Source organism: Hyphococcus aureus, from assembly GCF_042643165.1.
Taxonomy (GTDB): Bacteria; Pseudomonadota; Alphaproteobacteria; order Caulobacterales; family Parvularculaceae; genus Hyphococcus; species Hyphococcus aureus.
The window spans coordinates 64174-90363 of record NZ_JBHRSH010000001.1 but is presented as its reverse complement, the minus strand read 5'-3'; the positions used below and the strand labels follow the sequence as shown (position 1 = coordinate 90363).

Sequence of the window (26190 nt, the reverse complement as noted above, 5' to 3'; positions counted from 1 at the left end):
ACACGGGGCGCCTATGCGCCGTTCCAGAAATTATATGTATTTATCTCGTCAAAAAGACGTTTCAGCGCTTGAGAAAGGCGAGCAGAAACTCCACATCCGAGTAAGGTCCGCCGCGACGCCGCTGGCCGAGCTTGCGCTCAATGACGCGCGGATATTGCCGTACAATCACCAAATCCATTGACGGAATGATGTAGAGGCGCTGGCCGCCGGCGCCGGCGGCCATAAACAGATCGCCGGGAAGTTCGCCGCGGCGTGGATGGGTGAACATGTCTGACGCAACGGTCATGGTGCGCGATGCGTCAAGCGTTTCCTTGCTCGGCTGTTCATTAAGCCACCAGGTGAGGCCGTATCCCGCATTAACGTCAGAGCCGGTGAAATTTTCTGCAAGAGCGGTTGGATCGACGAGCTGCATTCCTTTCCAGGCGCCTCCCTGCAAAACAAACTGCCCGAAGCGCGCCCATTCTCTTGCCGTGAGGTCGGCGCCGGACGGCATGGTGGGATAGCCGCCGCGTTCATTCCATTGTGCGGGATGAATATCGAGAGGATTGAGAATGCGCGCCTGCAGATAGTCGACGGCGTTTTGATAGGCGCCGCCGTCAAAGTTGCGGAGCTTGCGGCGCATGATCTCGCCGAAGATCTGGAAGTTGACAGGGCCGTATTCGAAGGCGGTCCCGGGCGGTGTAACGACCGGCAGGGCGATAGCGTCGTCATAAGTCGGCGGACGGAAGACGCCGGTCGACTCAATTCCGCTCGTCAGGGAAAGAAGCTGGCGGATGGTGATTTGCGCTTTTTGCGGATCGCTTCGCCATTCAGGCAGGGTGTCGGCGGCGCGCTCGTCCAGAGACAACAGCCCGTCCACGATTGCGGCGGCGGCGATCACGCCGGAAAAGCTTTTCGTTCCGCTGGCGAGTTCGAAGGCTTTGTCAGGGCCGCCCTTATTGGGATAGTCCTCAAATTCAAGCCGGCCCTGTTTCAGGACCACCAGCGAGACGCCGCCTTTTTTCGCATTATAGTCGGCGGCGTCTTTGACATCCGCCTTGGCGGCCGCGCAGACGCCAATGGCGACGAGACCGGTGAGAATGGCAAGGCGCATGTCGTCTCTCCTTGGCGATATGGCTGACCGTGATTATACGATGATGCGCCGCCTATCCGTCGGAAAAAAATGCGCCTCGACCAATATCTCGTCCAGCAAGGGTTAATGGAAAGCCGCGCCCGCGCGCAGGCGGCGATTGCTGCGGGCTTTGTTATGGTGAACGGCGCTGTTGCGGAAAAATCCTCCCAGAAAGTCCCGGAAGGCGCCGAAATCGCCGTCACCGGCGCGGCCCATGATTATGTCTCGCGCGGCGGCGTGAAACTTCAGGCGGCGCTCGATCATTTCAAGTTTGATGTTTCGGGAAAAACCTGTCTTGACCTTGGCGCGTCGACCGGCGGCTTCACCGATGTCTTGCTTCGGGCTGGGGCCGCGAAAGTCTATGCTGTCGATGTTGGGACTGGACAGTTACACGAAAAAATTGTCACCGATGCGCGCGTCGTAAATCTGGAAAAGACCCATGCGAAGGATTTATCGCCTGCGCTAATACCAGATCCCATTAACATGATCGCCTGCGACGTCAGCTTCATCAGTCTTAAAAAGGCGTTGCCATTTGCCCTGGCGCTGGCGGCGCCCGGCTGCAAATTAGCGGCGCTCATCAAGCCGCAATTCGAGGTTGGCCGTCAGGGCATCGGCAAGGGCGGGCTTGTGAAAGAGGGGCTGGAGGAGCCTTGTGCGCAAGAAATGGCGCAATGGATTGAAAGCGCAGGCTGGGCGGTTCATGGATTGATCGACAGCCCCATTCCTGGCGGCGACGGCAATAAGGAATTTCTTCTTGGCGCGACGAAGAAAATTTAAGTCCCGGGCCAAGGCGCCGTCGCCAGCAAAAACTGCAGAGGCGGAGATCATGGAGATCGGCGCCCGCGGCGACGGCGTGGCGTTTATCGAGGGCGAGAAAGTCTTTACACCCTATTCGGCGCCGGGAGATGTGGCGCGCATTACCTATCGCGGCGGGCGAGGAGAGATCGAGTGCCTGAGCGCCGAGAGCCCTCATCGCAGCGCCGCCCCATGCCGATATTTTGGCCATTGCGGCGGCTGCGCTCTGCAACATTTGTCAGTGGACTATTATCGCGACTGGAAACGAAAACTGGTCGTTGATGCGCTGGCGCGCGAGGGTTTCAGCGAAGAGATCATCGCGCCATTACATGCCTGCCCGCCTGCGTCGCGCCGCCGCGCGGCATTTGCAGTGCGCCGAACCGCCTCAGGCGTTGTTTTCGGTTTTAATGAACGAGGCGCGTCGCGCATCGTAGCTATCGACCACTGTCTCGTGCTGGCGCCGCAGCTCAGCGAGGCGATCTCACCTTTACGCGCGCTCGCCGGCGCCGCGCCCTCGCGATGGCGCGCGTTCGATCTGCAGGTGACGCTCTGTGATAATGGACTTGACGTCGCTTTCACCGGCGGCGACGCCTCAGACGATCTGACCGGTCCTGAAATTATGGCGCTGACCGAGGCGGCGCAGGCCGCAGGGATTGTGCGCCTTACGGCCGACGGGGCGCCGGTGGCCATGTTTGAAACACCTGTTGTGCGTTTTGGGGGCGTACCTGTTGCAGTTCCGCCGGGTGGTTTTTTGCAGGCCAGCGCTGAAGGTGAGGCGGCGCTATTGAGCTTCGTTCTTGAACATACAAAAGATGCGAAACGCGTCGCTGATTTATTCTCCGGTTGCGGAACTTTTGCGCTTCCCCTTGCCGCCGGCGCAGCGGTGGATGCGTTCGATTCCGATGCGCCAGCAATCGCCGCACTGGATACTGCGTCGCGCGGGGCGGGCTTACGCTTTCCGTTGCGCGCCGAACGGCGAAATCTGTTCGAGCGCCCGTTAAGCGTTGAAGAATTGAACCCCTATAACGCCGTGGTGTTCGATCCGCCCCGGGCGGGCGCCAGGGCGCAGGCGGAAACGCTGGCGCAATCTTCGGTTCCCATCGTCGTCGGCGTCTCCTGTAATCCAGCGAGTTTCGCCCGCGATGCGAGCATATTACGGGCGGGCGGCTACAGCCTGTCGCAGCTTTTGCCCGTTGATCAGTTCGTGTTCTCGGCCCATGTTGAGCTTGCCGGGCTTTTCACGAAGGAGTGAGACATGGCGCCGCTCAATGTGATGATCGCCAATAGCGCAAAGCGCGCCGCCTATAGCGCCGGACAGGCGGCGCGGGTGCTCTGGTATACGGGCCATTACGCCTATGGCCGCCGCTTGATGGGGCCGCTTACTGATCCGGGCGAGGCGCCCTATGCGGAAGAGTTTGGCCCGCTTGATCGCGAGCGTTTGAAAACCGCTTTTCGGGAAGTGTTTCAGCGCGACTGGAAGAATATAGAAGCCGGGATTTACAAAATGCCGGCGGAACTCAGGCGGGCGCCTTCGCCATCCAGGCTTTGGCGTACCAGCCGCGATTATCTTCTTGATGCGCGAAAGGTGGCGCAGCGCAAATACACACGCGCCCATTCGGAAGTGCTGACAGATGCGGCGCGCGACAAATATCCGCGTTATTATCTTCAGAACTTTCATTATCAGACCGACGGCTGGTTAACCGATGCGTCTGCTGCGCGCTATGACATGCAAGTGGAGACATTGTTCACCGGCTCGGCGGCGGCCATGCGCCGGCAAGCCTTGCCTTTTGTGCGGGACGCCCTGGCGGAACGCGATGCCGGCGCCGCATCTCTCCTTGACCTTGGTTGCGGCGGCGGGGGTTTTCTCGCCGATATTCACGACAACTGGCCGATGCTAAATCTCACAGCGCTTGATTTGTCGCCTGCCTATCTCGGCCGGGCGCGGGCCGCGCTGGGCGGCGCCAGGGATGTAAATTTTGTTCAGCAACCGGCGGAAAAAACGGGGCTTGCCGACGCCTCGTTTGACATCATCACCTCCGTCTATCTGTTCCACGAATTGCCGCCGAAAGTGCGCGCCGAAGTATCAGCGGAAATTGCGCGGCTGTTAAAACCGGGCGGCGTTTATATCCACACTGACACTATTCAATTTGGCGATGAGCCGGGCTTCGACATTCTTCTGGAGAATTTTCCGCGCGGGTTTCACGAGCCCTATTACGACTCTTATTGCCGTACGGATTTGCCTGCGTTGTTCGGCGAGGCGGGGCTTGAGAAAACGCAGGAAACGCTGGCGTTCCTCACGAAAGTTACGGCGTTTCAGAAACCGGCGTAAGCACCCTGTCCAAAAACGCATCTATGTCCGCTGCCGTCTGGTCCGGCGCTTCTTCCATGGGAATGTGCCCGACGCCGTCATAGATGGTGACTTCAGCATTCGGCAGCCGTTCATCGAATGTCATTGCAGCCGTTGCGTGGATCAGCGCGTCATCTTCTCCCCAGATAATCAATGTCGGCGCCGTGATGTTATGAATTTCATCGGCATAGGCAACTTCGCGATCGACCAGCGCGCGCTGCCCCGCCGCTGCGCGGTTGCCGGGCAGGCGCAAAAGTTCCCAGTAACGGTCCACGACCTCATTGGTGATGATCGATTTCACAGAGACGGATTCAAGCGCCGACCTTTCGACAGCGGCGCGCGGTGTGAATTGTTTTAAGAGAAACCGCCCGACGGGATTTTTCAGAAGGCGGAAGCCGAGATTGAGCGGCGGTTCACTTTCGCCTTCGTGAAGCGGCATGCCCGACGAATCGAGCAGGATCAGCGCGTCGATCTTTTCCGGATGCGCGAGCGCATAGCGCCAGGCGACCCAGCCGCCCATGGAGTTTCCGCCGAGTACGAAATGATCAAGCGACAATTCCTCAGTGACAAGATCCAGCGCTTGCGCCATGCCTGCGAAGGAATAATCGTGATTTGCGTTCGGACCTGTCAGCCCATGTCCCGGCTGGGTGTAGGTGATGATGCGATATTGATCGCTCAACCGTTCGACTAATGGCTCCCATGTATGCAGCGAGGCGGCGGTGCCATGCACCAGCACGATGGGAACGCCGTTCCGGTTTCCCTGATCGCGATAATGGACGCGCAGGCCGTTTGGCCCTTCCACGAATTGCGAGGCTTCATTCGTATATTTCGCCTCCATCGCCGCCGGGTCCGTATCCGGCGTGCGCAGGAAAATGAAAGCGCCGGCAAGAAGCGCCAACAAGATGAGCGGAATTAGATAGCGTTTTTTCATGGCGTACTCTTAGCGCGTCAGGTCTACTTTTGAATACGGATTTGTGCAGGCGCCATTTAGATGGTAATGCAAACAATGTGCGGCGCGGGAAGGCGCGCCGAAACGAGAGGAGGGGCTAATGCTTATGTTTACCAGGATAGCGCTGATCGGCGCAGGGGCAGTGCTGCAGGCGGCCTGTGTGACAGGCGGGCAAGATGCGGCAATTGCGGGTAATCCCGTGATCCGCGACCCGGCGGCGATCGATCCGGACTATCCCCCGGCGATCATGGAGCTTGGCGTCGATTCGCATGGCAAGCGCATGAACGGCCATATCTATATCGCCGACGGGCCCGGCCCGCACCCGACCGTGGTCATGCTGCACGGCTTTCCCGGCAATGAAAAAAATCTTGATCTGGCGCAGGCGATCCGCCGGGCAGGTTGGAACGCGCTTTTTATCCATTATCGCGGCGCCTGGGGCTCTGAAGGCGTATACAGCTTCGCTAACGGCATTGAGGACGTCGCCTCAGCGCTCGCTTTTCTCCGCGATCCGGCCAACGCCGATCTGCGCGTCGATCCCGATCATCTTGCGCTGGTCGGTCACTCCATGGGCGGCTTCTTTGCGCTTCAGGGCGGCGCGCGCGACGAGACGCTGTCCTGCATTGTCGGTATTGCGGCGGCCAATCTTGGCGATCGCGCCGATCTGGCCGGCGCCTCGCCTGAACAGCTTGAAGATTTCAAACGCTATTCCGACGATACGGTGATGCTGAACGGTTTTAACGGCGACACCGCGATCGCCGAACTCGCCGCCGCCGGCGACAGTTTCGACAATACGCTGCTCGCGCCGAAATTTAAGGGCAAGCATATGCTTCTGATCGCGGGCGAACGCGACGAGGCGGTGAATATCGCCGTGCATGATCGGCATATGGCGGCATACAGCGCTGTTCCGGAAATCGACCTTGCTGAATGGCGCGTCGACGCGGATCATTCCTTTTCGTGGAGTCGGATTGCGCTTGCCGAAAAAGTCACCAGCTGGCTGAACGAAACCTGCCGATAGGGGGTCAGCCGCATTGCGCGCGATGGATGAGCGCGTGATCTGCAAGCACTAACGCCATCATGGCGATGCCAACCGGCACGCCGCGAATGCCGACGCAAGGGTCGTGACGGCCTTTGGTCTGAATGGTTGTCTCTTCGCCTTTTGACGTAATCGTCCGTCGCGGCGTCAGGATTGATGAGGTCGGCTTCACCGCAAAACGCGCAACGATATCTTGCCCCGAGGAAATGCCGCCCAATATGCCGCCCGCCTTGTTGGAGAGGAAATGCGGCGCGCCATTCTTCATGCGGATTTCGTCGGCGTTTTCTTCGCCCGTGAGGGCGGCGGCCTCCATCCCGGCGCCGATCTCGACGCCTTTGACCGCATTGATCGACATCATCGCGCTCGCGAGATCTGCGTCGAGCTTGCCGTAAACCGGCGCCCCAAGCCCGGCGGGAACACCGGAGGCGACGACTTCAATGACTGCGCCAAAAGAAGACCCGCTCTTGCGCGCTTCGTCGAGTTTTTCCGCCCACAGTTCGGCGGCCTTGGCGTCCGCGCACCAGAATGGATTCTTATCGACATTCATCCAGTCAAAATTATCGCGGTCGATTTTGTAAGGCCCCATCTGCACCATGGAGGCTCTAATCCACACGGCGCTGTCAAAGACATGGGCGAGAATTTTTTCGGCAACAACGCCGGCGGCGACGCGCGCAGCGGTTTCGCGTGCGGATGATCGTCCGCCGCCGCGATAATCGCGAAAGCCATATTTGGCGTCATAGGTATAGTCGGCGTGGCCGGGGCGGTATTTGTCGCGAATATCGGAATAGTCTTTTGAGCGCTGGTCCACATTGTCGATCATCAGGCTGATCGGCGTCCCCGTTGTGCGAGGGCCGTCGGTTCGGTCATCCTCGAAGACGCCAGAGAGGATTTTGACTTCGTCGGGCTCTTTACGCTGGGTCACAAATTTTGAGGTTCCGGGCTTGCGCTTGTCCAGCGCAATCTGGATGTCTTCCGCGCGCAGGATGATCCCCGGCGGGCAGCCGTCAATAACGACGCCCAGCGCCGGCCCGTGGCTTTCGCCCCAGGTCGTAAACCGCAACATCCTGCCGAAAGAGTTGAAAGACATGCCTGATCCGTATGACTCGCTTATCGCGCGGGATGAGCTTATAGCCAATCCCGCAAGAATTTCCTAACTCCCTGTTCTAGCACGGCAAAGGAGCAAAAAATGGCCGACATCATCCCGCCGAGCCCCTCGGAGGAAGCCTATGCCGTCGATCAGGATCAGGGCGATGTTTTCAATATCGGCGATCCGTTCGCCCTGTTCGCCGACTGGCTGGCGCTCGCCGTCAAGAAAGAGCCCAATGACGCCAACGCCATGGCGCTGGCGACGGTGGATGAAACCGGCACGCCCGATGTGCGCATGGTGCTCCTGAAAGACGTCGATGCTTGCGGCCTGACTTTCTACACCAATCTGGAAAGCGCGAAGGGGCAAGAGCTTGCCGCCAACCCGAAAGCGGCCATCGTGTTTCACTGGAAATCGATCCGCCGTCAGGTGCGGTTCCGCGGCAATGTGGAGCGGGTCACCGACGAGGAGGCTGACGCCTATTTTGCGACTCGCGCACGCGCTTCACGCATTGGGGCCTGGGCGTCCGATCAATCGCGCCCGATGGAAAGCCGCTTCGCGCTGGAAAAAGCGGTGGCGAAAAAGACCGCTCAATTCGGCCTTGGCGACATTCCCCGGCCGCCTCACTGGTCCGGATACAGAGTAATTCCGACGCAGATAGAATTCTGGGTGAACCGGCCTTTCCGGCTTCATGAACGGCTGGTCTATCGGCGGCCGGACGCGACGTCGGCCTGGACAAAAGAAAACCTGTATCCATAATTTGGGGCGATATGGGCCGGTCTGTTGAAAGCCGCGTGATGCCTGACCTGATGAAACCCATCGGGCCTTATTCGCATTATACAAAGGCAGGCGATTTCATTTCCATCAGCGCCATCGCGGGGGTGGATCCTGCGACAGGCGATCTCGTCGGCGATGACGTCGAAAGCCAGACGGTGCAAATTCTGAAGGCGATCAACGCCATCCTTGAAGAGGCCGGTTCTGACTGGGCGCACCTTCTTCACGTCAATGTCTTTCTCACCGACATGTCACTCTTCGCGCGTATGAACGAAATCTATGCCGGCATGCTTGGCGACAACCGTCCGGCGCGTTCCGTGTTAGAGGTGCGCGCCCTGCCGAAGGCAGGCGCTTTGCTGACCATGAATGCAACGGCCTTTGAAAAGCCCTGAAGCGCCGCCGGCTGACTGCGCCGATCCTTACGTCTGGCTTCCTCTTGCGGAGCGTCCCTGCGACGCGGCGCGGTAATCTCCAGCCAACAAAGCTTAATATCAGGGAGATGCGACATGGCCGGCAAGCTCAGAACCATTGCAACCGAGGAAGCCTTCTCGATTCCGGAGGTCGCCGAGGCGCTGAAATATGTTTCGCGAGGGCCCAGCCAGTCCCTCGACAAGCTCCTTGTAAGAGGCATCTATGATTCCAATGACGGCAAGGGTTATGACGCGCTGAACTTTCTCGACGGCCTTCTCGATGTAGAAGATCGCCGCCTGAAACAGATGGACGATCTTGACATCGACATGCACCTCCTCTCGCTGACAGCGCCGGGGGTGCAGATGTTTGACGCCGACACGGCGACCGATCTCGCCGCGCTCGCCAATGATGTGCTCGCCGATATCTGCAAGCGTCATCCGACTCGGTTTTCCGGGCTCGCCGCCTTCGCGCCGCAATCGCCGAAGCGCGCAGCAAAGGAAATGGAGCGTGCGATCAATGATCTGAAGCTCAACGGCTTTATTTTGAATTCGCACACCAATGACGAATATCTCGATGATCCGAAATACTGGCCGTTTCTGGAAGCGGCCGAAGCGCTGGACGCCTGCATCTATATTCATCCGCGCGCAGCGTCTTATGGATTGAAAGGTCCGTTGCAGGATTACGGCATGGATTCGGCCATGTGGGGCTATGGCGTCGAAGTCGGCACCCATGCTGTACGCATGATGACGTCCGGGCTGTTCGACAAATTTCCGAAACTCAAAATCTGCATCGGTCATATGGGTGAGGCGATTCCGTTCTGGATCTGGCGCATCACCTTCATGAACTCTCGCGCCCAGGAGGGCGACCGCGCGCCGAAAACCTCCCTCACCATGGAGGAGTATTTCAAGCGTAATTTCGTTATCACCACGAGCGGTGTCGAAGACCATCTGGCGCTCGATTATTCCATCAAGAAGATCGGCGCGGATAATGTTCTGTGGGCCATCGATTATCCTTATCAGCCCATGAAGCCAGCCGTCGATTTCATCCGCTCGGCGTCGCTCGATGACGAGACCAAGGCGAAAGTCGCCCACAAAAATGCTGAGCGAATCTTCCATATCAAGCCGTTGGAGTAGGGACCGGTCCGAATTCGCCATAGCCCTCAAATTGCGTTTTTGTGTTAAGGTTCGTCCCGTCGGGCGCGATCAGGACGGGGCATTCGCATGTCGATCAAGGAAAAGCCGCTCATTAAAGCAGTCGAAAAGCTCGGGCCGCTGCCCGGCTTTCTATTCGAAAATATGGTCTTCGCCGGGATCTTTTCGATCGTTATGTGCGTTGTTTTCGGCGGCGTTTTTGTGGTGTTTCAGGTCGCCGGAAGGGGCGCGGTCGAGGCGCTCTTTCTTTATGATGCCTTTCGGATCGGCGGATATTTCGGGTTGGTTGTGGGCGTTATTGTGCATTTGCTCATCTTTGTCAGTTCCTTTTCTGAGCCTGAAGAAGGAAAAATCCGTCGCCGATTTTTCTATGGCGGGCTATTTTGCGCCGTCTCTCTCCTCATATTCGATTATACGACCAAGGCTCCTTTGAGCGCCTGGTTCGAGCAGGCGGGCCCGCTTGTCTGATATTGCCGTGTGTCTCCAAACCCCCTAGATTTTGCGGCGTCTGAGGACGGGGAGCTTCGGGATGCACATCATCATCGCCATACTCGGCGCGCTGGCGGCGGCCTTCTGGGCGTTCACCCATTTCATGAACGCCGCCAATCAGGGGCGCGAGGCTGTCGGCGAGGTCAGAGGCGTGATCCGCCGGGGTAAGTGGAACCGGCGCGTCGATCAGCGGCTTATTGAAAACCTTTCCGACCCGCGCGAAGCCGCAGCGGTGCTGCTCTATCAGATGGCTGCCTATGACGGCGCCGTGACCGACCGGCAGGCGGCGCACATCGTTGGTGAAATGCAAAAGGCTTTCGAGGCGGACGAGGAAACAGCGCAGGGCCTTTACGCTTTTGGCCGAATGGCGGTGGGCGAGATCAATGACGCCGGCAACAATGTGCGCAAGATCTTAAAGCCGGTTGTCGATGTCTGCACCGACGTTGAAAAACAGCAGCTTGTCGACTTGCTGGAGGGTACAGCGGAAATTGAAGGTCCGCCTGCGGACATTCAACGGCGGTTAATTGCCGAGGCGCGGAGGGTGCTTCTAACAGAATAAGCCAAATATCCCGCGCCCCAAAAAAACGACAGGGTGAAAACCCAGGGAGGATCCAATGGCGCAAGCACAACAACAAACGGGGATTAATCCTGTTTCCATCAATGACCTGATTGAATCGGTCGCCGCCGGTGTGCGCGATTTCGCCAGGGCGCCGCTTTACGGGCTTGTCTTTGGCGGCCTGTTCGCTGCGGGCGGCTGGCTTCTGATGGCGTTGTTGATGGTTCTTGGTCTTCCCTATCTTGCTTATCCCCTGGCCATGGGGTTCGCCCTTGTGGCGCCCTTCGCGGCCGCCGGGTTTTATGCAGTGAGCGATCATCTGGAGCGCGGAAAGCCATTGTCATGGGGCGGCGTTCTTGGCGGGGTGCGCGACGCCGTGCGTGGTGATTTGCGGTGGATGGCGCTGGTCACCGGCTTTGCGCTTGTCATCTGGATGGATATCGCCGCGTTTCTTTTTTTCGCCTTCACCGGCTTTCACGGCGTCGGCCCCGATTTTCTCGACCAACTTTTTTCAACGCCGTCGGGCCTTGTTTTTCTGGTGCTCGGAAATTTTTCCGGCGCCCTGATCGCCTTTTCCATTTTTTCGATTTCGGTGGTCTCTTTCCCCATGCTCTATGATCGCGATGTGGATTTTGTGACGGCGATGGTGACGAGCGTAAAGCTGGTTCTGTCGAGCCCCGTGACCATGATGGTCTGGTGCGCCCTCATTGGCCTTCTGATGGGGCTTTCCGTGTTGTCGGGATTTGTCGGCTTTTTCGTCATTCTGCCCGTTATAGGCCATGCGACCTGGCGGCTTTATCGTCATGCGATTGCGCGTCCGGTCGAGGGCGATATTTCAGGGGCGGCGGCGCAATTGGCGGGTTAAAGGCCAACCTTTCCATGCTTTCATGGGAAAGGCGGCGCGAAAATTTGATTATATGCAGGGATTTTGGCTAGGGTAACGCAGACGACAGGCAGCAACATCTCACTTGGGAAGGAGACAAATTCGTGCTGAGACTATTTGTAACTTTGGGGGCGAGCGCGGCGTTTATCATGAGCGCGGCCTTTGCTCAGGATGACATGACGGAAGATACGGCCCCGCCGCCGGAGCCGGTGGCGACGCTTGGCGATTGCGCGCTCTACGCCGAAGCGCCGGAGATGCCCGATCCCAAGGAAGCAACCGCGGAAGATCGCGCTGCGACGATTGAAGGCATCAAAGGTTTTCAGGCTGCGCTGGGTGAATATCGTGCATGCCTAGACACAATCTCCGGCAATGAAGAGCTTGAGGTCGATGCGCGTCAGGCGGCGCTCGATGAATTCAACCGTACGGTGGAAATGGAAACCGATATGGTCAAGGACTGGCAGAAGTTCAGCAAGAAATACGACAAAGCCAACAAATAGGTATTTGCGTATTTCCGTACGCTGATTGAAAAGCGCCGTTATTTGTAACGGCGCTTTTTTGTGCGCGGATTACGCGGGCCCGACTTTCTTCAGTCCGCGCCCGGTCAGGACGTAAGCGCCGGCGAAGAGCAGCGAAAAGACCGGGCCAAGATAACAGAAGACGGCCCATGGCAACAGGTCGATGGTCGCAACGCCAAGCGTCCCGGCCATGAAAAGCCCGGAGACTGTCCATGGCATCAAGGGTTCTGTCACGGTGACGGAGTCTTCGATGGCGCGGGAAAGATTTTCCGGCGCGAGGCCGCGATCAGCGTAAGATTTCTTGAAAAGCCCGCCGACAATCAGCGATGTGACGCCGCCATGGCTGGTGACGGCGATCATTACGAAACCCGCGGTCATGGTCGCTGCGATCAATCCGAAAGCGGAGCGTACCGCCGACAACAATGCGTGAAGCAGAGTCTTCATTGCGCCTGACACTTCCATCGTTGCGGCTAGGAGAAAGGCGGCGATGACGAACATCAGTGTATAGGACATGGACATGACGCCGCCGCGATTGAGCAGGTTTTTCAAACTGTCCGTGGCAAAGCCGTTTGCTTCCGGTTGAACCAGCGCGAGATTGAAGCCTTTGACCAGCGTTCCCGCGGCGGTCTCAACAGGAAAGCCTTGCGCGAAGACGCCAATGAAAATCGCAATCACGGATGAGGTCATGATCACAAGCGCGGGCGGGCGTTGCAGGGCGATGCCGCCAATGGCGATGAAAAGCGGAAGGGCGGCGACCAGATTTAAATGAAAGATCGATTTCAACGCCGCCTTGATCTCGGCGGCTCCCGTTAATGCGGCGCCGTCGGCATGGGTTCCGAAAAATCCAGTGGCCGCATAGACTAGCGCGGCGATGAGCGCTGGCGGCAGGCTCGTCCAGAGCATATGGCGAATATGATCATAGAGTTTCGCGCCGGCGCCGATGGCGGCGATGTTGGTCATGTCGGAAAGCGGCGACAGCTTGTCGCCGAAATAGGCGCCGGAGACGACGGCGCCCGCGACCGGCGCAAGCGGCAGGCCCATGGCGCCCGCGGCGCCCATGAGCGCAACGCCGATGGTTCCCGCCGCGCCCCATGACGTGCCTGAAATTGTGGACATCAGCGCCGTGGCGGCGAAAGCGGTCAGCGCCATGAAACTTGGATGGATCAAATCAACACCAAGCGTCACCATCAGCGGGATCGTGCCGGAAAACATCCAGCTCGACAGCAACGCGCCGATGGAGAGGAGGATGAGAATCGCCGGCAGCGCTTCGGCGATGCGCCGCCCGGCTTCCGTTTGTATATCGGCCCAGTTGCGGCTCTGACGCATGGCGACGGCGCCGCCAGACGCGGCGGCGATCAGGATGGAAACGAGCAGCAGGTCGCTTGAAAAGCCGATGGTGACAACGCCGGCGACAATCGCGCCGAAGAGAACAATCAGCGGAGCGAGCGCGAGCCATAAAGGCAGTCGGGGCGTTGGCGTTTGCGCATTTGTCACGATAAGGCCTGCTCAAGATCGGCGATGAGACTTTCTGCGCCTTCAAGTCCAACGGAAAACCGCAAGAGCGTTGCGGGAAGGCGCGTCGTACGGCCCGCCGGATCGGCTTTGTGACCGCAGATGACGAGGCTTTCTGCGCCGCCCCAACTCACCGCACGGCCGAAAAGTCTGAGGCGGTCGGCAATCGCGAGCGTCTCTTCGTAACTCACATCTTTCAGGGCGACGGAGAACAGCCCTGAAGCCCCCAGCATTTGTTTTTCAAACAGCGCTGCGTCCTCTTTGCAAAAAGCCGGATGATAGATATCGCTGATGCGCGGATGGCCTTGAAGAAAATTCGCGACCGCAAGCGCGTCTTGGTGATGGCGCAGCATGCGGTCGGGTAAGGTCATCAATCCGCGCAGCAATAAAAAGGCGTCGAACGGCGCCAACACCGACCCAAGCAACATATAGCTTTTATAAAAGAGGCGCTCGATGAGCTCCTGCGAGCCCATCACCGCGCCGCCAATGACATCGCTATGACCGCCGATATATTTTGAACAGGAATGAATCGTGAGGTCGGCACCGAGCGCCAGCGGTTTTTGCAGGAGCGGCGTCGACACCGTGTTGTCGATGACGGTCAGCGCGCCGCGCGCCTTCGCCATGACGCAAATTGCGGCGACCGGCAGCAGGCGGAACAGCATGGAGCCGGGGCTTTCCATGTAAACAAGCCGCGTTTCGTTGCGCATTTCCGCTGAGATGGCGTCAACGTCCCGCGCGAAACTATGCGACCAGGAGACGCCAAAATCCTCAAGCCGCGCCGCAAGCTCCAGCGTCGGACCGTAAATATCGTTGACGAACAGCACATGATCGCCGGCTTTTAAAAAGCCAAAGAGGACGGCGCTGACGGCGCCCATGCCCGATCCGAAACATTTGCAGGCCTGCACGCCCTCGAGTTTTGCGAGCGTCTCTTCAAGGACTTTCACTGTCGGGTTTGTGCCGCGGGAGTAAACATTGGCGGAATGTTCGCGCGAAAGCCCGTCAAGCAAGTCCTTCATGGTCCGCTTACGGTAGAGAGACGCCTGAGAGATCGGCGGCAGGACGGCGCCATGGTGATTGTCCGCAGCCTCGCCTGCGCGCAGGCAAATCAATCTGTCTTCCGGATCAAGCGCGATCATGTGCCCGCCTCAACGCGCACTGGCGCCATTCGCCTCAAGCGCGAGATACGCTGCGCCAAGGGCGCCGGCGTCGCCGCCCAAACCGGGAGTGAAAATGTAAGTGTCCGCATGATCTGCCTCCGCGCGCACCGTATAACCATTTGTGCGTTCCACAAACTGCGCACGGATCATATCCATCAGGATTGCGCGTTTCATCACGCCGCCGCCAAGGATGATCCGTTGCGGCGCGAGGAGATAGGTGATGGAGACGCAAAGCTGCGCTAAACTGTCTGCGACCAGCGGCCATGCTTCGTGGGTGTCGGGCAGAAGATGCGGGTCGGCGCCCCAGCGCGCGGCGATTGCGGTGGCTGAAGCAAGACCTTCAATGCAATCGCCGTGATAGGGGCAGCTTCCGGCGAAAGTCTGGCGATCATATTCTGCGCGGGCGGGTTTGATGTGGCCGAACTCGGCGTGGCCGGGCGCGCCTACAAGATTTCTGGCGACCAAGGCTGCGCCGCCGACCCCGGCGCCGACAGTGATGTAAACGACATCCGACAATCCCTTGCCGGCGCCCCACGCCGCCTCTGCGAGAAGGGCGGCGTTGACATCAGTGTCGAGCGTGCAGGGAAGGCCGGTCTCCTGTTCCAGCATGCGCAACGGATTGGCTCCGCGCCAGCCCGGTTTTGGCGTGGCGCCGATCAGACCATAGGTTTGGGATTTCCGGTTGCGATCGACCGGCCCGAAACTGGCGAGGCCAAGCGCTTCGATGGAACAGCCTTCACCGCGCATCTTATCGATCCAGTCCGCAGCCGCCGCGACGTTTTCCTCCGGCGTTGTCGTCGGGATCGTCGCGCGCGCGAGAATGCCGCCGGGGCCTTTTGCGGCGATGAGCTTCCAACTCGTCCCGCCGGCGTCGATCCCCGCGACAATCACGATGGATCGGCTAGGCGAAACGCCGACTTCATCTCTGGCTCGCCGTCGCATGAGACCGCGCCATTGCGCACAAGCCGGATCAGATGGGCGAGGACGTTGAGCGCCGCCGCGCCATGAAGCCGCTTGTCCACATCGGCGTATAAAGCCCCGGTGATGTCCTTGATATTGTCGCGGCCCTTTTTCAGTTGCTCGACAATCTGCGCATCGCGCATCAGGCGATGGGTTTTCACCGCCCTCACAAAGCGCTTGGGATTGTGAATAGGCGCGCCATGGGTCGGGAAATAAATTTCGTCTTCGCGGGCGAGAAGTTTATCGAGGCTTTGGATATAGGCGCTCATGTCGCCGTCGGGGGGCGCCACCACCGTGGTCGCCCAGCCCATCATGTGATCGCCGGTGAACAGCGCCTTCTGGTCGGGCAGGGCGAAGCAGAGATGATTGGAGAGATGGCCGGGCGTGTGCACCGCTTCAATGCGCCAATTCGGGCCTTCAATTACGGCGCCGTCGCCGATGGTCTCATCCGGCGCGTATGAATAGTCGGCGCCTTCGTCGAGCGCCGGGGCGTCATGTTTTTTCTCGCGCACCGGATGGGCGCCGAAACCGATGAGCGGAGCGCCGGTCGCCGCCGCGAACTTCATCGCAAGGCCGCAATGGTCGAGATGCGTGTGGGTGATGAGGATATGGGTTACCCTCTCGCCGTCGATTGTTTTCATCAAAGCTTCGAGATGCGCATCGTCATTGGGGCCCGGATCGATGACCGCAATGTCGCCCTCGCCGATGATATAGGTCCCGCTGCCCGTATAGGTGTAGGGGCCCGGATTATTCGCAATGACGCGGCGGACGCCGGGCGCGACCATATCGGCGACGCCGGGCGTGAAGTGAATATCTTTGACGAAAGGGATTGCGGCCATGACGACTGTCTAGTCCGATCTTTCGCAAAAGGCGAAAGATTCTCTGATCACTCGGCCAGTTTGGCGTCAATGGCGGCGGCGAACGCCTCAGCCAGGGCGCGCATGGCGGTGAGCTTGTCCTGGCCGCGCATGGCGGCGGGCGGGCCCATATCGGTCTTGTTGGCGTCAACGATATAGATGCGCCCGTCATGGCGGTCGCGCAGGATGTCGAGCCCGCCATAATCGAGATGCATGGCGGCGGCGAAGGCGGCGATCTTTTCCTGTTCCGCGCGCGAGAGCATGGCGTCGATCGGCGCCAGATCGACGCGGTGATTGTCGTTGGTGAAGCGCAGCGCCCGGGTGCGCTTTTTCAAAAAGACATAAGGCGTTGTGCGGCCGCCGACGATTGGCGTTCTGATATCCACATGGTCCTTGCCGTCAAACGTATTCTCGATGATGCGCTGATAGACGTAACCGGGTTTTGTAGTCGCGATCGGGCCTTCGATCTTGCGCCCGTCATGCTTTCCGTTCAGTTCGGATTTTTCGACCATCACGCCGCGATGCGTTGTCGGATCGACTTCGAGATTGTAGCCGAAGACTTCTTCGAAGATGCGCGCCACAACGCTCTTGCGAATATCGAAGCAATTCACATTAAAGGCGGGTTTGGCCGTAGGGATTGTGCGCGGCGCGGTGAGGAATTCGCAGTCTTCGAAATAGAAATGGAGATCGGCGTCAGCCGGGTCGTCGACGATCTTCACATCCGCAAGCTGACACACTGGCCAGATGGCGTAATAGGAGCGCGGCTTTTTCGGGAAAAAGGATATTTTCGCCCGCGGTTCGCGTCCGCGCACCATGCGCGTTGCGCGCAGGGCGTTCACGAACCAGACAAAACTGGCGATACGAAACGCGTCCCTGGCGAAATCGCGGTTCAGCGGAATCTGTGCGCCGGTTTCGGTGGCGACCAGTTGATTACCGTTAATTTTGAACTCGCCAAAAATGGACATAGCGCTCCGCCCGAACCGCCCCAACCGCGGCACTGAACATGGCTTTTCCCGTGATGACAAGGAAATAAAATGGCTGTGAGGCGCGGAAATCGTGATGTTGCGGTGAACGGCGCGGCTTTTGCGACGGGACGCGCATGTGTGCCGTTCGTAAACAGATCGTTAATTTCATCGCCGCAGGCCTTATGGCCGGGTTTACCCTGCCGGCTGTTGCGCAGAGCGGACCGGCCGCTGCGCCGGACGTCGCTCATAGCGCCGGGACCGTCACTATCGGCGACGGATCAGGGGGTGTGACCGACCGCGCTTTCGTTGCTGCGCCGCCGAACTATCTTTACGTCGTCGAAAAAGAGCGTGGCAGTTTTCTCGACTGCGGCGAAGGCCAGGATGGCCGGGCCACCGACGAAGACGGTCGGGATATGGCGATCCTGCGCTGCGGCGTCACGCTCACGGAAACGATTGTCATCCCCGCGGCGGCGACAAGCGCGCGCATTATCATCCACTATTAATAGACGCTGCGGCCATCCATCAGACAGCTGTCCGTTTCCAGCTCGCCTTTGTCATCACGGCGGGCATAGACTTTATATTTCTTGCCGTAATCAAACGACACGCCGCAGGCGTCCTCGCTGATATTATGCCAGACGGCGGTGCGGCCGGAGACGGATGAATCGCTCGACGAGTTGACGTCGAATATGGTCGCCATACGGTCCTCGACGGATCGCTTGTCCGCGCCGAGGATGACTTTCGCATCGATCACATATCCGCTGAGTGTAACCTCAGGGGAAATGTTAGCGGGGCAGGTGCAGTCGGAGAATTTCTTGATCACTGGCGGCGCATTGTAAGCATCCGATCCCTGCACCATCATTGTGAGCAATAACGCAAAACCAATCATACTGAGGCGTCTTCCTTTTTCGTCTCTCTCTATGCCTATGCGCCGCGGCAAAGGGCCTGAAGCGCTGGCGCTTGGCCCGAAATATCATAGCCGGCAGCAGCCGCCTCGGCGATGATTTCTTCCGGCGCACGGCCCGCCGAGGCTTCGAGATAGGCGCGCAGGATCGTCGACCGTGTTCCCGAGCGGCAAAAGGCGAGCGCTTTGCCGTCGCCATTTTCATCTAACGCTTTTTTGAGGGCGGAAATATGGCTTTGACTGATGCCGCGGCCATCAACGGGAATGTGAATATAAGAGATCCCTGCGGCTTCGGCGGCGCGGGCGATGTCGTCGCTTTTCGGCTGACCTAAAGCCTCACCGTCCGGGCGGTTGTTAATAATAAGGCTGACGCCTTGCTTGGCGGCGAGGGCGGCGTCGTCGGGGGCGATCTGTTGCGTCACCAGGAACCGGTCCGTCAAGGGAATGAATTTATCAGTCATTGAGCGCGATTGTATCCCGTGTAAAAAGTCCCGACCGCGCGGCGAAAAGGGCCGACGCGATTTCGGGAGTTATATAGTCATGACCGCGCCCTTGTTCCACCTTGCGATCCCGGTTGACGATCTTGTCGCAGCCGAGGCGTTTTATGGCGAGGTTTTCGGATGTCCCCGTGGGCGGCGCTCGGACAGTTGGATCGATTTCGACTTTTTCGGCCATCAGCTGGTGACGCATCTCGCGCCGGAGGAATGCGGCCGCGCCGCCGCCAATCAGGTTGACGGCAAGGATGTGCCGGTGAAGCATTTCGGCGTCATCCTCGACGGGGAGGCCTGGCGGGCGCTGGCGGACCGGCTGACGGCGGCGGGCGTCGATTTCGTAATTGAACCTTATGTGCGGTTTCAGGGCGAGCCGGGCGAGCAGGGGACGTTCTTCCTGCTCGATCCTGCTGGCAACGCGCTTGAGTTCAAATATTTCGATGACCCGAGCCGGCTGTTCGCAACCTGAATGGAGACAATGGATGTACATTCCCGATGGGTTCGCCCGGGTGGCGCCATATCTTTTTGCGGATGACGCAGGCGCATATATGGACCACTCATCGCCGCGCTCGGCGGCGTTGAAACGGGCCGAACGCTTCGCGATGACGGCAAGCTTGCTAATGGGCAGGTCCGCTTCGGCGATGCTTCGATCATGATCAGCGAATCCGGACGGGGTTTTCCACCAACGCAGGCGACATATTATTTCTACGTTGAAGATGCGGACGCCGCGATGGAGCAGGCGCTTCATAATGGTATGGAAAAAATCATGGACGTCGCCGACATGCCTTATGGCGATCGGCAGGGCGGGGTTAAGGACAGAGCCGGAAACATCTGGTGGATTTCACAAAGGCTCAGCGACGCTCCCTATTGAGTGACGCATCAGGTCACGGGAAGGGGCGCGCCTTGCGGCGTTCCTACGGTTAGTCGTCGTCTCCGATATCGCCCAGCGACCGGATCGCAACCCACATATTCCAGAGTACGAAGACAACCAGCAGGAAAAAGATCAGAAACTGCCAGAACGTCATAATGCTGTTTATATGGGGCGCGGCGCGGCTCATACAAATGAATTCGGACGCCGGGGGAGAGGAAGCGCGAAGTTGTGAAGACCAAACCAAGCAACGCCGGATATGCCGGGGAAGCCGAAGACCTGCTCCGCCGCTATGAGGCGCTAACTTTTGAAGAGGTGCACGAGTCGGTGCTGCACCTGTTGCCGGAGACGCCATCGCGCATTCTGGAAATCGGCGCGGGCACGGGACGTGACGCGGCAGCCTTTGCAAGGCGTGGCCACAAAGTGACGGCGGTGGAGCCAACCTCGGCTTTGCGCGAGCCAGCCATGGTGTTGCACCCCGAACCGGAAATTGAGTGGATTGATGACAGTCTTCCGGCGCTGGCGTCATTGAAAGAACACAGCGGCGTATTCGATCTGGTCATGCTCACGGCGGTGTGGATGCATCTTGATGCGCAAGAACGCGCCGAGGGCATGGACGAGCTTGCGCGGCTCGCCGCGCCCGGCGCTAAAATTATGTTCCTCTTGCGTCACGGGCCGGTTCCGGAAGGCCGACGCATGTATGACGTCAGCGGCGAGGAAACCGCCGTCCTTGGGGCGCCATACGGTTTGCGCCCAGTCTTCAGCATGCGCCATGACGCGATAACAGAGAATAATCGAAAGGCCGGCGCGACGTGGACACGGCTTGTGCTGACGAAAGCGTAAGGGTTCGGGTTACTCCGCCCGGAAAACGATCTCTCCGTCGACAACAGTCATGACCGGTTTCGCGGTCAGGATTTCCTGTTCCGGAATTGTCATGATGTCTTTTGAAAAGACGGTGAAGTCGGCGCGCTTGCCGGGTTCGATGGTGCCGAGCAGCCCTTCCTGAAAAGAGGCGTAGGCTGGCCAGATCGTAAACATCTTCAGGGCTTCCTCGCGCGACACGGCTTGCTCCGGGCGCCAGTTCTCGTCCTGATAGCCGTCAAGGCCGCGGCGGGCGACGGCGGCGTAGAACTCGATCAGCGGATCGCCGCGCTCTACCGGCGCGTCGGAGCCGCCAGCAATGATCGAACCGGCGTCGATCAGCGAACGCCAGGGATAGGCGCCGTCAAGCCGGTTCGTTCCCAACCGGTCCGGCGCGAAGAAGAGATCGCCGATGGCGTGGCTCGGCTGCATGGACGGGATGACGCCCAGTTCCGCAAAGCGGGGAATATCGTCCGTATCGAGAATTTGCGCATGTTCGACGCGCCATCTGAGATCGCCCGCATCGAGATTGCGCTGGAAGGCTTCCTCATACCAGTCAAGAATGAGCTTGTTGCCGCGATCGCCAATCGCATGAGTGTGCACCTGAGCGCCCGCCGCGATGGCGCGATCGAAAAGGCTTTCCGCCTTGGCTTTTTCCATGAGCATAAGCCCGTCCGTGTCGGGCCGGTCGGAATAGGGCTCCAGCAAGGCCGCGCCGCGCGAGCCGAGGGCGCCGTCAATAAATAGCTTGATCGCCCGCGTTAGGATGCGCCCGTTTTGGCTGGCGCGCGGGCCGTCTTTTTCAAGTGCGGCGAGGCCGTCTTCATTGAGGGCGTTGTAAACACGGATGTTGAGGGCGCCGTTCGCGGAGAGCTCTTCCATCATGGAAACATTCTGCGGCTCCACCCACATATTGTGCATGCCGGTCCAGCCATAGGCGGCGTAAACGTCGGAGGCTTTTGCATAAGCCTCGCGTTTCGTCTCATCGCTGGCTTCGTCAATAAGGCCGTTCACGAGGAACATGGCGTGGTCGATCAGAATGCCGGTGGCGCGGCCCGAGGCGTCGCGTTCGATCTTTCCGCCCTCGGGATCGGGCGTCGCGTCGTCAATCCCTGCGGCGTCGAGCGCGGCGGAGTTGGCGACCAGCGCATGGCCGTCGGCGCGAGAGAGAATAACGATCCGTCCGGCGCTCACCGGATCGAGATCGTCGCGGGTCGGCATCCGCCCTTCCGGCCAGCCGGTTTCGATCCAGCCGCGACCGTAAAGCGTTTCGCCTTCCCCGACATCAAGGGCTTTCTCTGCGATAATTTCCACAAGCGCGGCGACGGACGAGACTCCTTCAAGATTGAGGGTCAGCTCGCGAAAGCCAATGCCGAGCAAATGCGCATGGGCGTCCGTGAAGCCCGGATACAGGGCCGCACCGTCAAGATCGATGATCTCGGGATTATCCCCGGCGCCGGCGATAACCAGCTCGTGCGAGCCCACCGCCAGAATGGCGCCCTGTGAGATTGCGACCGCCTCCGCCGGGGCTGCGTCGTCGACGCCAGTATAGACTTGCCCCCCGGTGAAAACTGTCACGATTGGGGTTGCGGCGGTCAGAGGGGCCTCCTCACGAGCGCATCCAACGACAAAAAGCGCACATAGTGCGGAAATCAGGGTGAATATCCGTTGCATGAAGGGGCTCCTGACGAGGGAAGAGGTCGGTGTGCGGGTGCGCAGGAAAGGTGTATCCCGGGTCCCCGGGCGCGGGCAATCGCTAATCGCCGAATCGGGCACTTCGAAAAGAACACAACCCGCGAAAAATCTCCCAAAAGCAGGTGTTTATGGTTAATGGCGGGGCATAAATACACGCTATAGGGGAATTGTTTTGGTAAAATGCGCTACCGTGTTGCAATGCAGCACTTTTTTTGGGTTAACGCGTCCTAAATGAATTGACAATTTGCATAAAATTGGGAGATTGGGCCCGTCGTTAAAAATGTTTTAACGATGCGACTTCCGGCGTTTCCCGGATTTAGTTTTGAGTGGGGGACTACACCATGAAAACCCTTCGTTATCTTGCGGCCGCAGCACTGGCCGCGGGCTTTATGGCGGCGCCGGCGAATGCAGCAACTTTCGTGTTTAAAGGCGATGGCCTCAATGTAACTCCTGACAACGTTGCAAACGTCAACAATACTTGCGCAACTTCTGGCGGCGTAAGCAACGACCTTTGCACGATCAATCACGCTGAAGGTTTCGAATATTCGAACGACGGCGCGATCGTCGACGTTTATGCTTATGCTGGCGTGATGACGCAGGACGACGCGAATGCAAATAATGCAGCGCGCCTTATCCAGGACATCAACCCTGCCGACTCCGGTCTCGGCGCATGGTCGGAAAACAACACTTCCGACGATCAGACGCAGTTTGATGCGCGCGAAGCTATCCGCTTTGTCTTCGACCAGGCTTACACGGTGACCAACGTTGAATTTAACCGTGGCGGCGACCAGGACTGTTCGTCTGCTGGCGGCGGTGAAGGCGACTGCGGCGCATTCCAGCTGTTCGTTGACGGCGTGGATATGGGCACGATCGTTCTTGGCAGCCTGATCGATGTGATCCCGAACCTCGGCTATGGTCAGGACTTCCTTCTGATCGCACTGACCGAAGGCGCTGGCTTCACGATCGCTCAGCTGACAGTCAGCGACGTTCCGGTTCCGGCTGCGCTTCCGCTGCTTCTGTCCGGCCTTGCAGGTCTCGGCTTCGCTTCGCGTCGCCGTAAAACTGCCTAACGCACACAGCGTTAAACGGAATTGAAAAAGCCGGCCTTCGGGCCGGCTTTTTTGCATTTTGAAATGAGCGTGGAGTGGCGTCTGCGGCTTATATCGGGTCTGCTTTTGCTGAAAACGCTCTAGGCGCCGCCCGCTGCCTTTGTCTCCGCAATGATCCGGCTTGCGACGGCGAGCGACTGTTCATTGTCAACATCGATAGGGGCTTCCGGAAACGGCATTTCGACGACGCCGATGCTGGCGCCGAACTTCCGGCTCAGGACCCTGAACGCGCCCTCAAGCGTGTGCCATGCGTTTTTGTAGGCGATTGCATTCACCAGACCAAATGTCCTGATTGCGCGCAAGGGGGAGCTTTTGAGGAACTGGCCGCCGCTGCGAAAGACCTCCGCCGCGCGCACCGCCTGACGGTTCATCAGGGCGAATGTATTGCAATTGGTGTATTCCCCGTCTTTGAAGCGGTGAAAACGCGGCTGCCCCTCGGGATATTTAGAGAGCAGGATCTCTTTGTTGCAGAGCGCCACGGAGGCGTCGGACTGATCTGCGCGCTCGGCGAAATAGCGATACATTTCTCCGCTGAACAGGACATTGTCCGCCGTCGTGATGATCGCGGGCAGATCGCTGTCATCGCTGAGCGCCGCCGCGACGCTGTCAAACAGATTGTCGGTGGATTTCACGAAGCGAATAAACCCGGCGTCCATCAGTCCGCGTATATACGCATCGCTTTTTAAGGGCGCGTCGTTTTCGATGGAGACGCTGACGCGGCGCGCAAGGCCGCTTGAGATGATATGCGCCACTGTGCGTTCGAGCAGGGATTTGCCGTCAATCTCGACAAGGCATTTATGGCTGACGCCCGCGGCGGCGGCCACGGGATTGACGACGCCTGCGCGCTGCGCAGCCATGATAACGAAGTGGAATTGCCTTGGATCGTCTTTGTTCATGAGGTGTCGTCTATGTCTCTGCAAATGAGGACGCATAGGTGATGGAACATTCGGACGCAACAAGTCCTGCCGCAGCGCCAATCTCCTGAAACGATCAGAGGCATGAAGGAGAAGCGCTTAGCGGGCCGTCAGAATCTTTTCGACGGTTTCAAGATCGGACAGCTTGTCCACATCGATAGCGGCGTTGGCGAAAGGCAGAACGATGGCGTGAGCGGGGCACTGGAAGACCTTTCCAGCCCTCAGAAACGCCGCGTCTATTGAAAAGAGCTTGAAGACAAAACCCAGAAGGTTCACTGGACCGAAGGCGGCCGCGAGACGCCATGGCGATTTGCGGTTGGCCTCGGTCTTCTCCCAGAAGCGGACAGCCTTAAGGCCTGACCGGTCGTTGATCGCAAACAGGTTGGCGCCGGAAACCTCCATGTCCTGAAACTTCAAATAGGTCCGCTGCATGTGCGGATAAGCGGCCTCGATGGTCTTCCGGCAGACGACAGCGACGCAGGCGCCCGGCTTGGCGCGCGCAGAGGAAATAAACTGGGTGACAATTTCCGGCGTCAGCAGGGGATGGTCGGCGGTGGCGATCAGGAAACGCGAATCGTCCTTGCGCATTGCAATCGCCGCAGCAACGCTGGCGCTGATAGTGGGGGCGGCGCATACCCGCTCGACGGGAATGCGCGATTTCACTTCTGCAACACCGGGAATGTCATCAAGGGGGCCAAGGGCCTCCTCCGTAACCAGAACAATGCGTGAAACCGAAGGCGATTTCGACAAGGCGTCGAGAACCCATGCGATCATCGCACGGCCATTGGTTTCAACCAGCGCCTTGTAAACATGTCCGCGCGCCGCCGCGACGGGATTAACGCCCGGGCGTTTGCCGGTGATGACGATCGCCGTATAATCGTCTTTGCAAGCAGTCTCGTCTGTCATGGTCTCGTCTGTCACAGTTGCGACTCCAGCGCCGTCCATGAGCAGACCTGCCATCCGGCTTGTCTGGCGTGCGCATGCAAAGCCGGCTTCGGATTGATCACATAGGGCGTTTCCACGGCCTGAAGCAGCGGCAGGTCGGAAATATGGTCCGTGTAGAAAGAAAGATGCAGGTTGTCGCGGTCCTGGCCATATAAAGCGTCAAGACGCGCGGCGACCATCTCGCGCTTGGCTTCGCCATAACAATTCTCTCCGGCGATCTGCGGCGGCGCTTCGTCGGATGCGAAGCCGGTCGCCGTGGCGATGCACTCATCCAGCCCAAGCCGTTCGGCGATCAGGCGCGCATAAAAGTCGACGCTCGCGGTCGCCAGAATAATTTTGTCGCCATCGGCGCGATGACGCGCAATCGCGGCGAGCGCGTCGGCATAGAGGCCGCCCGCCATGACGCCGGTGACGAAACGGTCTGAAAGCTCGGCGATGCGGGCGTGCTCGAAGCCGGAAAGCGCCATCGCCAGCATCCGGTTCTTCAAGGTCTTGCGGCTGAGACGGCCCGCCTTGTAAAGGGCCATGTGAGGCACAAAGCGGGCGAACAGGGCGAGCCGCTGCGGGCCGTCCGGTCTGGTGGATAAAAGGAAAGGCGTAAAGGTGCCGACCCGCGTGATGGTGCGGTCAAGATCGAAGATGGCGGCGCGGCTCCTGCCGTTCCGGTCCGTTGGGCGATTGACGTCCCGGTTTTCAAGCATTCTCGCAAAGCCTCTGGAATCACCCTTACTCCTAAAGCCGCTTGATCTCTCCATGCAAGCCGGAAAGCGCCATGCGTTGATCTGGCGCGGAGAGTGGGCTTATTGCGGGCACAGAAAAAGCCCATTCTGGTTTAATTGGCCGGCGCATTTGGAGCA

At 59.0% G+C, this 26190-nt stretch carries 31 protein-coding genes; 17 read left to right on the top strand and 14 right to left on the bottom strand.

The genetic code is table 11. From position 1 onward, the window contains the following. Window positions 1-61: 61 nt before the first annotated feature. Complete coding sequence (locus ACFOOP_RS00475) at window positions 62-1093, bottom strand: serine hydrolase domain-containing protein (RefSeq protein WP_379878627.1); 1032 nt, start codon at window positions 1091-1093, stop codon at window positions 62-64. 69 nt (window positions 1094-1162) lie between these two features. On the opposite strand from ACFOOP_RS00475, the gene ACFOOP_RS00470 reads away from it, so the two are divergent. Genes ACFOOP_RS00470 through ACFOOP_RS00460 form a run of 3 tightly spaced genes read left to right on the top strand, consistent with a single transcriptional unit; the run spans window position 1163 to window position 4235 of the window. Continuing rightward, window positions 1163-1888 (top strand): TlyA family RNA methyltransferase, encoded by a 726-nt coding sequence (locus ACFOOP_RS00470; RefSeq protein ID WP_379878625.1) that lies wholly within the window; start codon window positions 1163-1165, stop codon window positions 1886-1888. Continuing rightward, a complete protein-coding gene (locus ACFOOP_RS00465; RefSeq protein WP_379878623.1) occupies window positions 1866-3158 on the top strand; it encodes a class I SAM-dependent RNA methyltransferase in 1293 nt (430 codons plus the stop codon). The genes ACFOOP_RS00470 and ACFOOP_RS00465 overlap by 23 nt, the downstream gene beginning before the upstream one ends. Before the next feature lie 3 nt (window positions 3159-3161). Then, window positions 3162-4235, top strand: a complete 1074-nt coding sequence (locus tag ACFOOP_RS00460) for a class I SAM-dependent methyltransferase (protein ID WP_379878621.1) — start codon at window positions 3162-3164, stop codon at window positions 4233-4235. On the opposite strand, the gene ACFOOP_RS00455 is transcribed toward ACFOOP_RS00460, so the two are convergent. Then, window positions 4210-5184 carry an alpha/beta fold hydrolase gene (locus ACFOOP_RS00455; protein WP_379878619.1) on the bottom strand — a complete coding sequence of 325 codons (975 nt, stop codon included), beginning with the start codon at window positions 5182-5184 and terminating at the stop codon, window positions 4210-4212. The genes ACFOOP_RS00460 and ACFOOP_RS00455 overlap by 26 nt on opposite strands. 118 nt (window positions 5185-5302) lie before the next feature. Here ACFOOP_RS00455 and ACFOOP_RS00450 point away from each other — a divergent pair, with 118 nt between their 5' ends. Further along, on the top strand, window positions 5303-6217 hold the full coding sequence (locus ACFOOP_RS00450; RefSeq protein ID WP_379878617.1) for an alpha/beta hydrolase family protein: 915 nt from the start codon (window positions 5303-5305) through the stop codon (window positions 6215-6217). 4 nt (window positions 6218-6221) lie between these two features. Here ACFOOP_RS00450 and aroC read toward each other — a convergent pair whose 3' ends face one another. Next, the gene (gene aroC, locus ACFOOP_RS00445) at window positions 6222-7322 is read right to left on the bottom strand and encodes a chorismate synthase (protein ID WP_379878615.1); all 1101 of its coding nucleotides are present in this window, start codon (window positions 7320-7322) and stop codon (window positions 6222-6224) included. Between the two features lie 99 nt (window positions 7323-7421). Here aroC and pdxH point away from each other — a divergent pair, with 99 nt between their 5' ends. The 7 genes from pdxH (at window position 7422) to ACFOOP_RS00410 (ending at window position 12080) form a co-directional block, all read left to right on the top strand. Further along, on the top strand, window positions 7422-8078 hold the full coding sequence (gene pdxH / locus ACFOOP_RS00440; RefSeq protein WP_379878613.1) for a pyridoxamine 5'-phosphate oxidase: 657 nt from the start codon (window positions 7422-7424) through the stop codon (window positions 8076-8078). 11 nt (window positions 8079-8089) lie between these two features. Beyond that, window positions 8090-8485, top strand: coding sequence for a Rid family hydrolase (locus ACFOOP_RS00435; RefSeq protein WP_379878611.1), 396 nt, complete (start codon window positions 8090-8092; stop codon window positions 8483-8485). A 114-nt stretch (window positions 8486-8599) separates the two neighbouring features. Next, complete coding sequence (locus ACFOOP_RS00430) at window positions 8600-9637, top strand: amidohydrolase family protein (RefSeq protein WP_379878609.1); 1038 nt, start codon at window positions 8600-8602, stop codon at window positions 9635-9637. Window positions 9638-9724: 87 nt separating this feature from the next. Beyond that, on the top strand, window positions 9725-10123 hold the full coding sequence (locus ACFOOP_RS00425) for a hypothetical protein (protein ID WP_379878607.1): 399 nt from the start codon (window positions 9725-9727) through the stop codon (window positions 10121-10123). A 61-nt stretch (window positions 10124-10184) separates the two neighbouring features. Beyond that, window positions 10185-10703 (top strand): tellurite resistance TerB family protein, encoded by a 519-nt coding sequence (locus tag ACFOOP_RS00420; RefSeq protein WP_379878606.1) that lies wholly within the window; start codon window positions 10185-10187, stop codon window positions 10701-10703. Window positions 10704-10758: 55 nt separating this feature from the next. Continuing rightward, window positions 10759-11565 (top strand): DUF2189 domain-containing protein, encoded by an 807-nt coding sequence (locus ACFOOP_RS00415; protein ID WP_379878604.1) that lies wholly within the window; start codon window positions 10759-10761, stop codon window positions 11563-11565. A gap of 167 nt (window positions 11566-11732) precedes the next feature. Continuing rightward, window positions 11733-12080 carry a hypothetical protein gene (locus ACFOOP_RS00410; RefSeq protein ID WP_379878602.1) on the top strand — a complete coding sequence of 116 codons (348 nt, stop codon included), beginning with the start codon at window positions 11733-11735 and terminating at the stop codon, window positions 12078-12080. Between the two features lie 69 nt (window positions 12081-12149). Here ACFOOP_RS00410 and ACFOOP_RS00405 read toward each other — a convergent pair whose 3' ends face one another. From ACFOOP_RS00405 to ACFOOP_RS00385, 5 genes are read right to left on the bottom strand one after another with little or no spacing between them, the layout of a single operon-like run. Beyond that, window positions 12150-13592 (bottom strand): Na+/H+ antiporter NhaC family protein, encoded by a 1443-nt coding sequence (locus ACFOOP_RS00405; RefSeq protein ID WP_379878600.1) that lies wholly within the window; start codon window positions 13590-13592, stop codon window positions 12150-12152. Next, entirely contained in the window at window positions 13589-14746 is a 1158-nt protein-coding gene (locus ACFOOP_RS00400) for a trans-sulfuration enzyme family protein (RefSeq protein ID WP_379878598.1), read from the bottom strand. The genes ACFOOP_RS00405 and ACFOOP_RS00400 overlap by 4 nt, the downstream gene beginning before the upstream one ends. 9 nt (window positions 14747-14755) lie before the next feature. Beyond that, complete coding sequence (locus ACFOOP_RS00395) at window positions 14756-15709, bottom strand: ROK family protein (protein ID WP_379878597.1); 954 nt, start codon at window positions 15707-15709, stop codon at window positions 14756-14758. After that, window positions 15655-16566, bottom strand: a complete 912-nt coding sequence (locus ACFOOP_RS00390) for an MBL fold metallo-hydrolase (RefSeq protein ID WP_379878595.1) — start codon at window positions 16564-16566, stop codon at window positions 15655-15657. Before ACFOOP_RS00390 ends, ACFOOP_RS00395 begins: the two co-directional genes overlap by 55 nt. A gap of 47 nt (window positions 16567-16613) precedes the next feature. Then, entirely contained in the window at window positions 16614-17549 is a 936-nt protein-coding gene (locus ACFOOP_RS00385) for a hypothetical protein (protein ID WP_379878593.1), read from the bottom strand. 134 nt (window positions 17550-17683) lie between these two features. On the opposite strand from ACFOOP_RS00385, the gene ACFOOP_RS00380 reads away from it, so the two are divergent. After that, complete coding sequence (locus ACFOOP_RS00380; RefSeq protein ID WP_379878591.1) at window positions 17684-18052, top strand: hypothetical protein; 369 nt, start codon at window positions 17684-17686, stop codon at window positions 18050-18052. Here ACFOOP_RS00380 and ACFOOP_RS00375 read toward each other — a convergent pair. Further along, entirely contained in the window at window positions 18049-18435 is a 387-nt protein-coding gene (locus tag ACFOOP_RS00375; protein ID WP_379878590.1) for a hypothetical protein, read from the bottom strand. The two genes, ACFOOP_RS00380 and ACFOOP_RS00375, sit on opposite strands and share 4 nt — an antisense overlap. Before the next feature lie 35 nt (window positions 18436-18470). After that, window positions 18471-18911: a protein tyrosine phosphatase family protein gene (locus ACFOOP_RS00370; RefSeq protein ID WP_379878588.1), complete on the bottom strand. Its 441-nt coding sequence runs from the start codon at window positions 18909-18911 to the stop codon at window positions 18471-18473. A gap of 79 nt (window positions 18912-18990) precedes the next feature. On the opposite strand from ACFOOP_RS00370, the gene ACFOOP_RS00365 reads away from it, so the two are divergent. The 4 genes from ACFOOP_RS00365 (at window position 18991) to ACFOOP_RS00350 (ending at window position 20652) form a co-directional block, all read left to right on the top strand. After that, on the top strand, window positions 18991-19410 hold the full coding sequence (locus tag ACFOOP_RS00365; protein WP_379878587.1) for a VOC family protein: 420 nt from the start codon (window positions 18991-18993) through the stop codon (window positions 19408-19410). A 13-nt stretch (window positions 19411-19423) separates the two neighbouring features. Beyond that, a complete protein-coding gene (locus ACFOOP_RS00360) occupies window positions 19424-19597 on the top strand; it encodes a hypothetical protein (protein WP_379878585.1) in 174 nt (57 codons plus the stop codon). Beyond that, window positions 19594-19812 carry a VOC family protein gene (locus ACFOOP_RS00355; RefSeq protein WP_379878583.1) on the top strand — a complete coding sequence of 73 codons (219 nt, stop codon included), beginning with the start codon at window positions 19594-19596 and terminating at the stop codon, window positions 19810-19812. Before ACFOOP_RS00360 ends, ACFOOP_RS00355 begins: the two co-directional genes overlap by 4 nt. 228 nt (window positions 19813-20040) lie before the next feature. Further along, window positions 20041-20652, top strand: coding sequence for a class I SAM-dependent methyltransferase (locus ACFOOP_RS00350; RefSeq protein ID WP_379878581.1), 612 nt, complete (start codon window positions 20041-20043; stop codon window positions 20650-20652). Between the two features lie 9 nt (window positions 20653-20661). Here ACFOOP_RS00350 and ACFOOP_RS00345 read toward each other — a convergent pair whose 3' ends face one another. Beyond that, entirely contained in the window at window positions 20662-22344 is a 1683-nt protein-coding gene (locus ACFOOP_RS00345) for an amidohydrolase (RefSeq protein ID WP_379878579.1), read from the bottom strand. Between the two features lie 362 nt (window positions 22345-22706). Here ACFOOP_RS00345 and ACFOOP_RS00340 point away from each other — a divergent pair, with 362 nt between their 5' ends. Further along, window positions 22707-23435 (top strand): VPLPA-CTERM sorting domain-containing protein, encoded by a 729-nt coding sequence (locus tag ACFOOP_RS00340; protein WP_379878577.1) that lies wholly within the window; start codon window positions 22707-22709, stop codon window positions 23433-23435. Window positions 23436-23554: 119 nt separating this feature from the next. On the opposite strand, the gene ACFOOP_RS00335 is transcribed toward ACFOOP_RS00340, so the two are convergent. The 3 genes from ACFOOP_RS00335 to ACFOOP_RS00325 form a co-directional block, all read right to left on the bottom strand. Then, a complete protein-coding gene (locus ACFOOP_RS00335; RefSeq protein WP_379878575.1) occupies window positions 23555-24370 on the bottom strand; it encodes an NTP transferase domain-containing protein in 816 nt (271 codons plus the stop codon). A 117-nt stretch (window positions 24371-24487) separates the two neighbouring features. Next, window positions 24488-25333: an NTP transferase domain-containing protein gene (locus ACFOOP_RS00330; RefSeq protein WP_379878574.1), complete on the bottom strand. Its 846-nt coding sequence runs from the start codon at window positions 25331-25333 to the stop codon at window positions 24488-24490. Then, window positions 25306-26034 (bottom strand): HAD family hydrolase, encoded by a 729-nt coding sequence (locus tag ACFOOP_RS00325; protein WP_379878572.1) that lies wholly within the window; start codon window positions 26032-26034, stop codon window positions 25306-25308. Before ACFOOP_RS00325 ends, ACFOOP_RS00330 begins: the two co-directional genes overlap by 28 nt. Window positions 26035-26190: the final 156 nt, after the last annotated feature.

Coding starts and splice junctions, on each gene's coding strand:
- ACFOOP_RS00475 (WP_379878627.1), bottom strand. CDS start 1,093: ATGCGCCTTGCCATTCTCACCGGTCTCGTCGCCATTGGCGTCTGCGCG.
- ACFOOP_RS00470 (WP_379878625.1), top strand. CDS start 1,163: ATGCGCCTCGACCAATATCTCGTCCAGCAAGGGTTAATGGAAAGCCGC.
- ACFOOP_RS00460 (WP_379878621.1), top strand. CDS start 3,162: ATGGCGCCGCTCAATGTGATGATCGCCAATAGCGCAAAGCGCGCCGCC.
- ACFOOP_RS00455 (WP_379878619.1), bottom strand. CDS start 5,184: ATGAAAAAACGCTATCTAATTCCGCTCATCTTGTTGGCGCTTCTTGCC.
- ACFOOP_RS00450 (WP_379878617.1), top strand. CDS start 5,303: ATGCTTATGTTTACCAGGATAGCGCTGATCGGCGCAGGGGCAGTGCTG.
- aroC (WP_379878615.1), bottom strand. CDS start 7,322: ATGTCTTTCAACTCTTTCGGCAGGATGTTGCGGTTTACGACCTGGGGC.
- pdxH (WP_379878613.1), top strand. CDS start 7,422: ATGGCCGACATCATCCCGCCGAGCCCCTCGGAGGAAGCCTATGCCGTC.
- ACFOOP_RS00435 (WP_379878611.1), top strand. CDS start 8,090: ATGGGCCGGTCTGTTGAAAGCCGCGTGATGCCTGACCTGATGAAACCC.
- ACFOOP_RS00430 (WP_379878609.1), top strand. CDS start 8,600: ATGGCCGGCAAGCTCAGAACCATTGCAACCGAGGAAGCCTTCTCGATT.
- ACFOOP_RS00425 (WP_379878607.1), top strand. CDS start 9,725: ATGTCGATCAAGGAAAAGCCGCTCATTAAAGCAGTCGAAAAGCTCGGG.
- ACFOOP_RS00420 (WP_379878606.1), top strand. CDS start 10,185: ATGCACATCATCATCGCCATACTCGGCGCGCTGGCGGCGGCCTTCTGG.
- ACFOOP_RS00415 (WP_379878604.1), top strand. CDS start 10,759: ATGGCGCAAGCACAACAACAAACGGGGATTAATCCTGTTTCCATCAAT.
- ACFOOP_RS00410 (WP_379878602.1), top strand. CDS start 11,733: ATGAGCGCGGCCTTTGCTCAGGATGACATGACGGAAGATACGGCCCCG.
- ACFOOP_RS00400 (WP_379878598.1), bottom strand. CDS start 14,746: ATGATCGCGCTTGATCCGGAAGACAGATTGATTTGCCTGCGCGCAGGC.
- ACFOOP_RS00395 (WP_379878597.1), bottom strand. CDS start 15,709: ATGCGACGGCGAGCCAGAGATGAAGTCGGCGTTTCGCCTAGCCGATCC.
- ACFOOP_RS00390 (WP_379878595.1), bottom strand. CDS start 16,566: ATGGCCGCAATCCCTTTCGTCAAAGATATTCACTTCACGCCCGGCGTC.
- ACFOOP_RS00385 (WP_379878593.1), bottom strand. CDS start 17,549: ATGTCCATTTTTGGCGAGTTCAAAATTAACGGTAATCAACTGGTCGCC.
- ACFOOP_RS00380 (WP_379878591.1), top strand. CDS start 17,684: ATGTGTGCCGTTCGTAAACAGATCGTTAATTTCATCGCCGCAGGCCTT.
- ACFOOP_RS00375 (WP_379878590.1), bottom strand. CDS start 18,435: ATGATTGGTTTTGCGTTATTGCTCACAATGATGGTGCAGGGATCGGAT.
- ACFOOP_RS00370 (WP_379878588.1), bottom strand. CDS start 18,911: ATGACTGATAAATTCATTCCCTTGACGGACCGGTTCCTGGTGACGCAA.
- ACFOOP_RS00365 (WP_379878587.1), top strand. CDS start 18,991: ATGACCGCGCCCTTGTTCCACCTTGCGATCCCGGTTGACGATCTTGTC.
- ACFOOP_RS00360 (WP_379878585.1), top strand. CDS start 19,424: ATGTACATTCCCGATGGGTTCGCCCGGGTGGCGCCATATCTTTTTGCG.
- ACFOOP_RS00355 (WP_379878583.1), top strand. CDS start 19,594: ATGATCAGCGAATCCGGACGGGGTTTTCCACCAACGCAGGCGACATAT.
- ACFOOP_RS00345 (WP_379878579.1), bottom strand. CDS start 22,344: ATGCAACGGATATTCACCCTGATTTCCGCACTATGTGCGCTTTTTGTC.
- ACFOOP_RS00340 (WP_379878577.1), top strand. CDS start 22,707: ATGAAAACCCTTCGTTATCTTGCGGCCGCAGCACTGGCCGCGGGCTTT.
- ACFOOP_RS00335 (WP_379878575.1), bottom strand. CDS start 24,370: ATGAACAAAGACGATCCAAGGCAATTCCACTTCGTTATCATGGCTGCG.
- ACFOOP_RS00330 (WP_379878574.1), bottom strand. CDS start 25,333: ATGGACGGCGCTGGAGTCGCAACTGTGACAGACGAGACCATGACAGAC.
- ACFOOP_RS00325 (WP_379878572.1), bottom strand. CDS start 26,034: ATGCTTGAAAACCGGGACGTCAATCGCCCAACGGACCGGAACGGCAGG.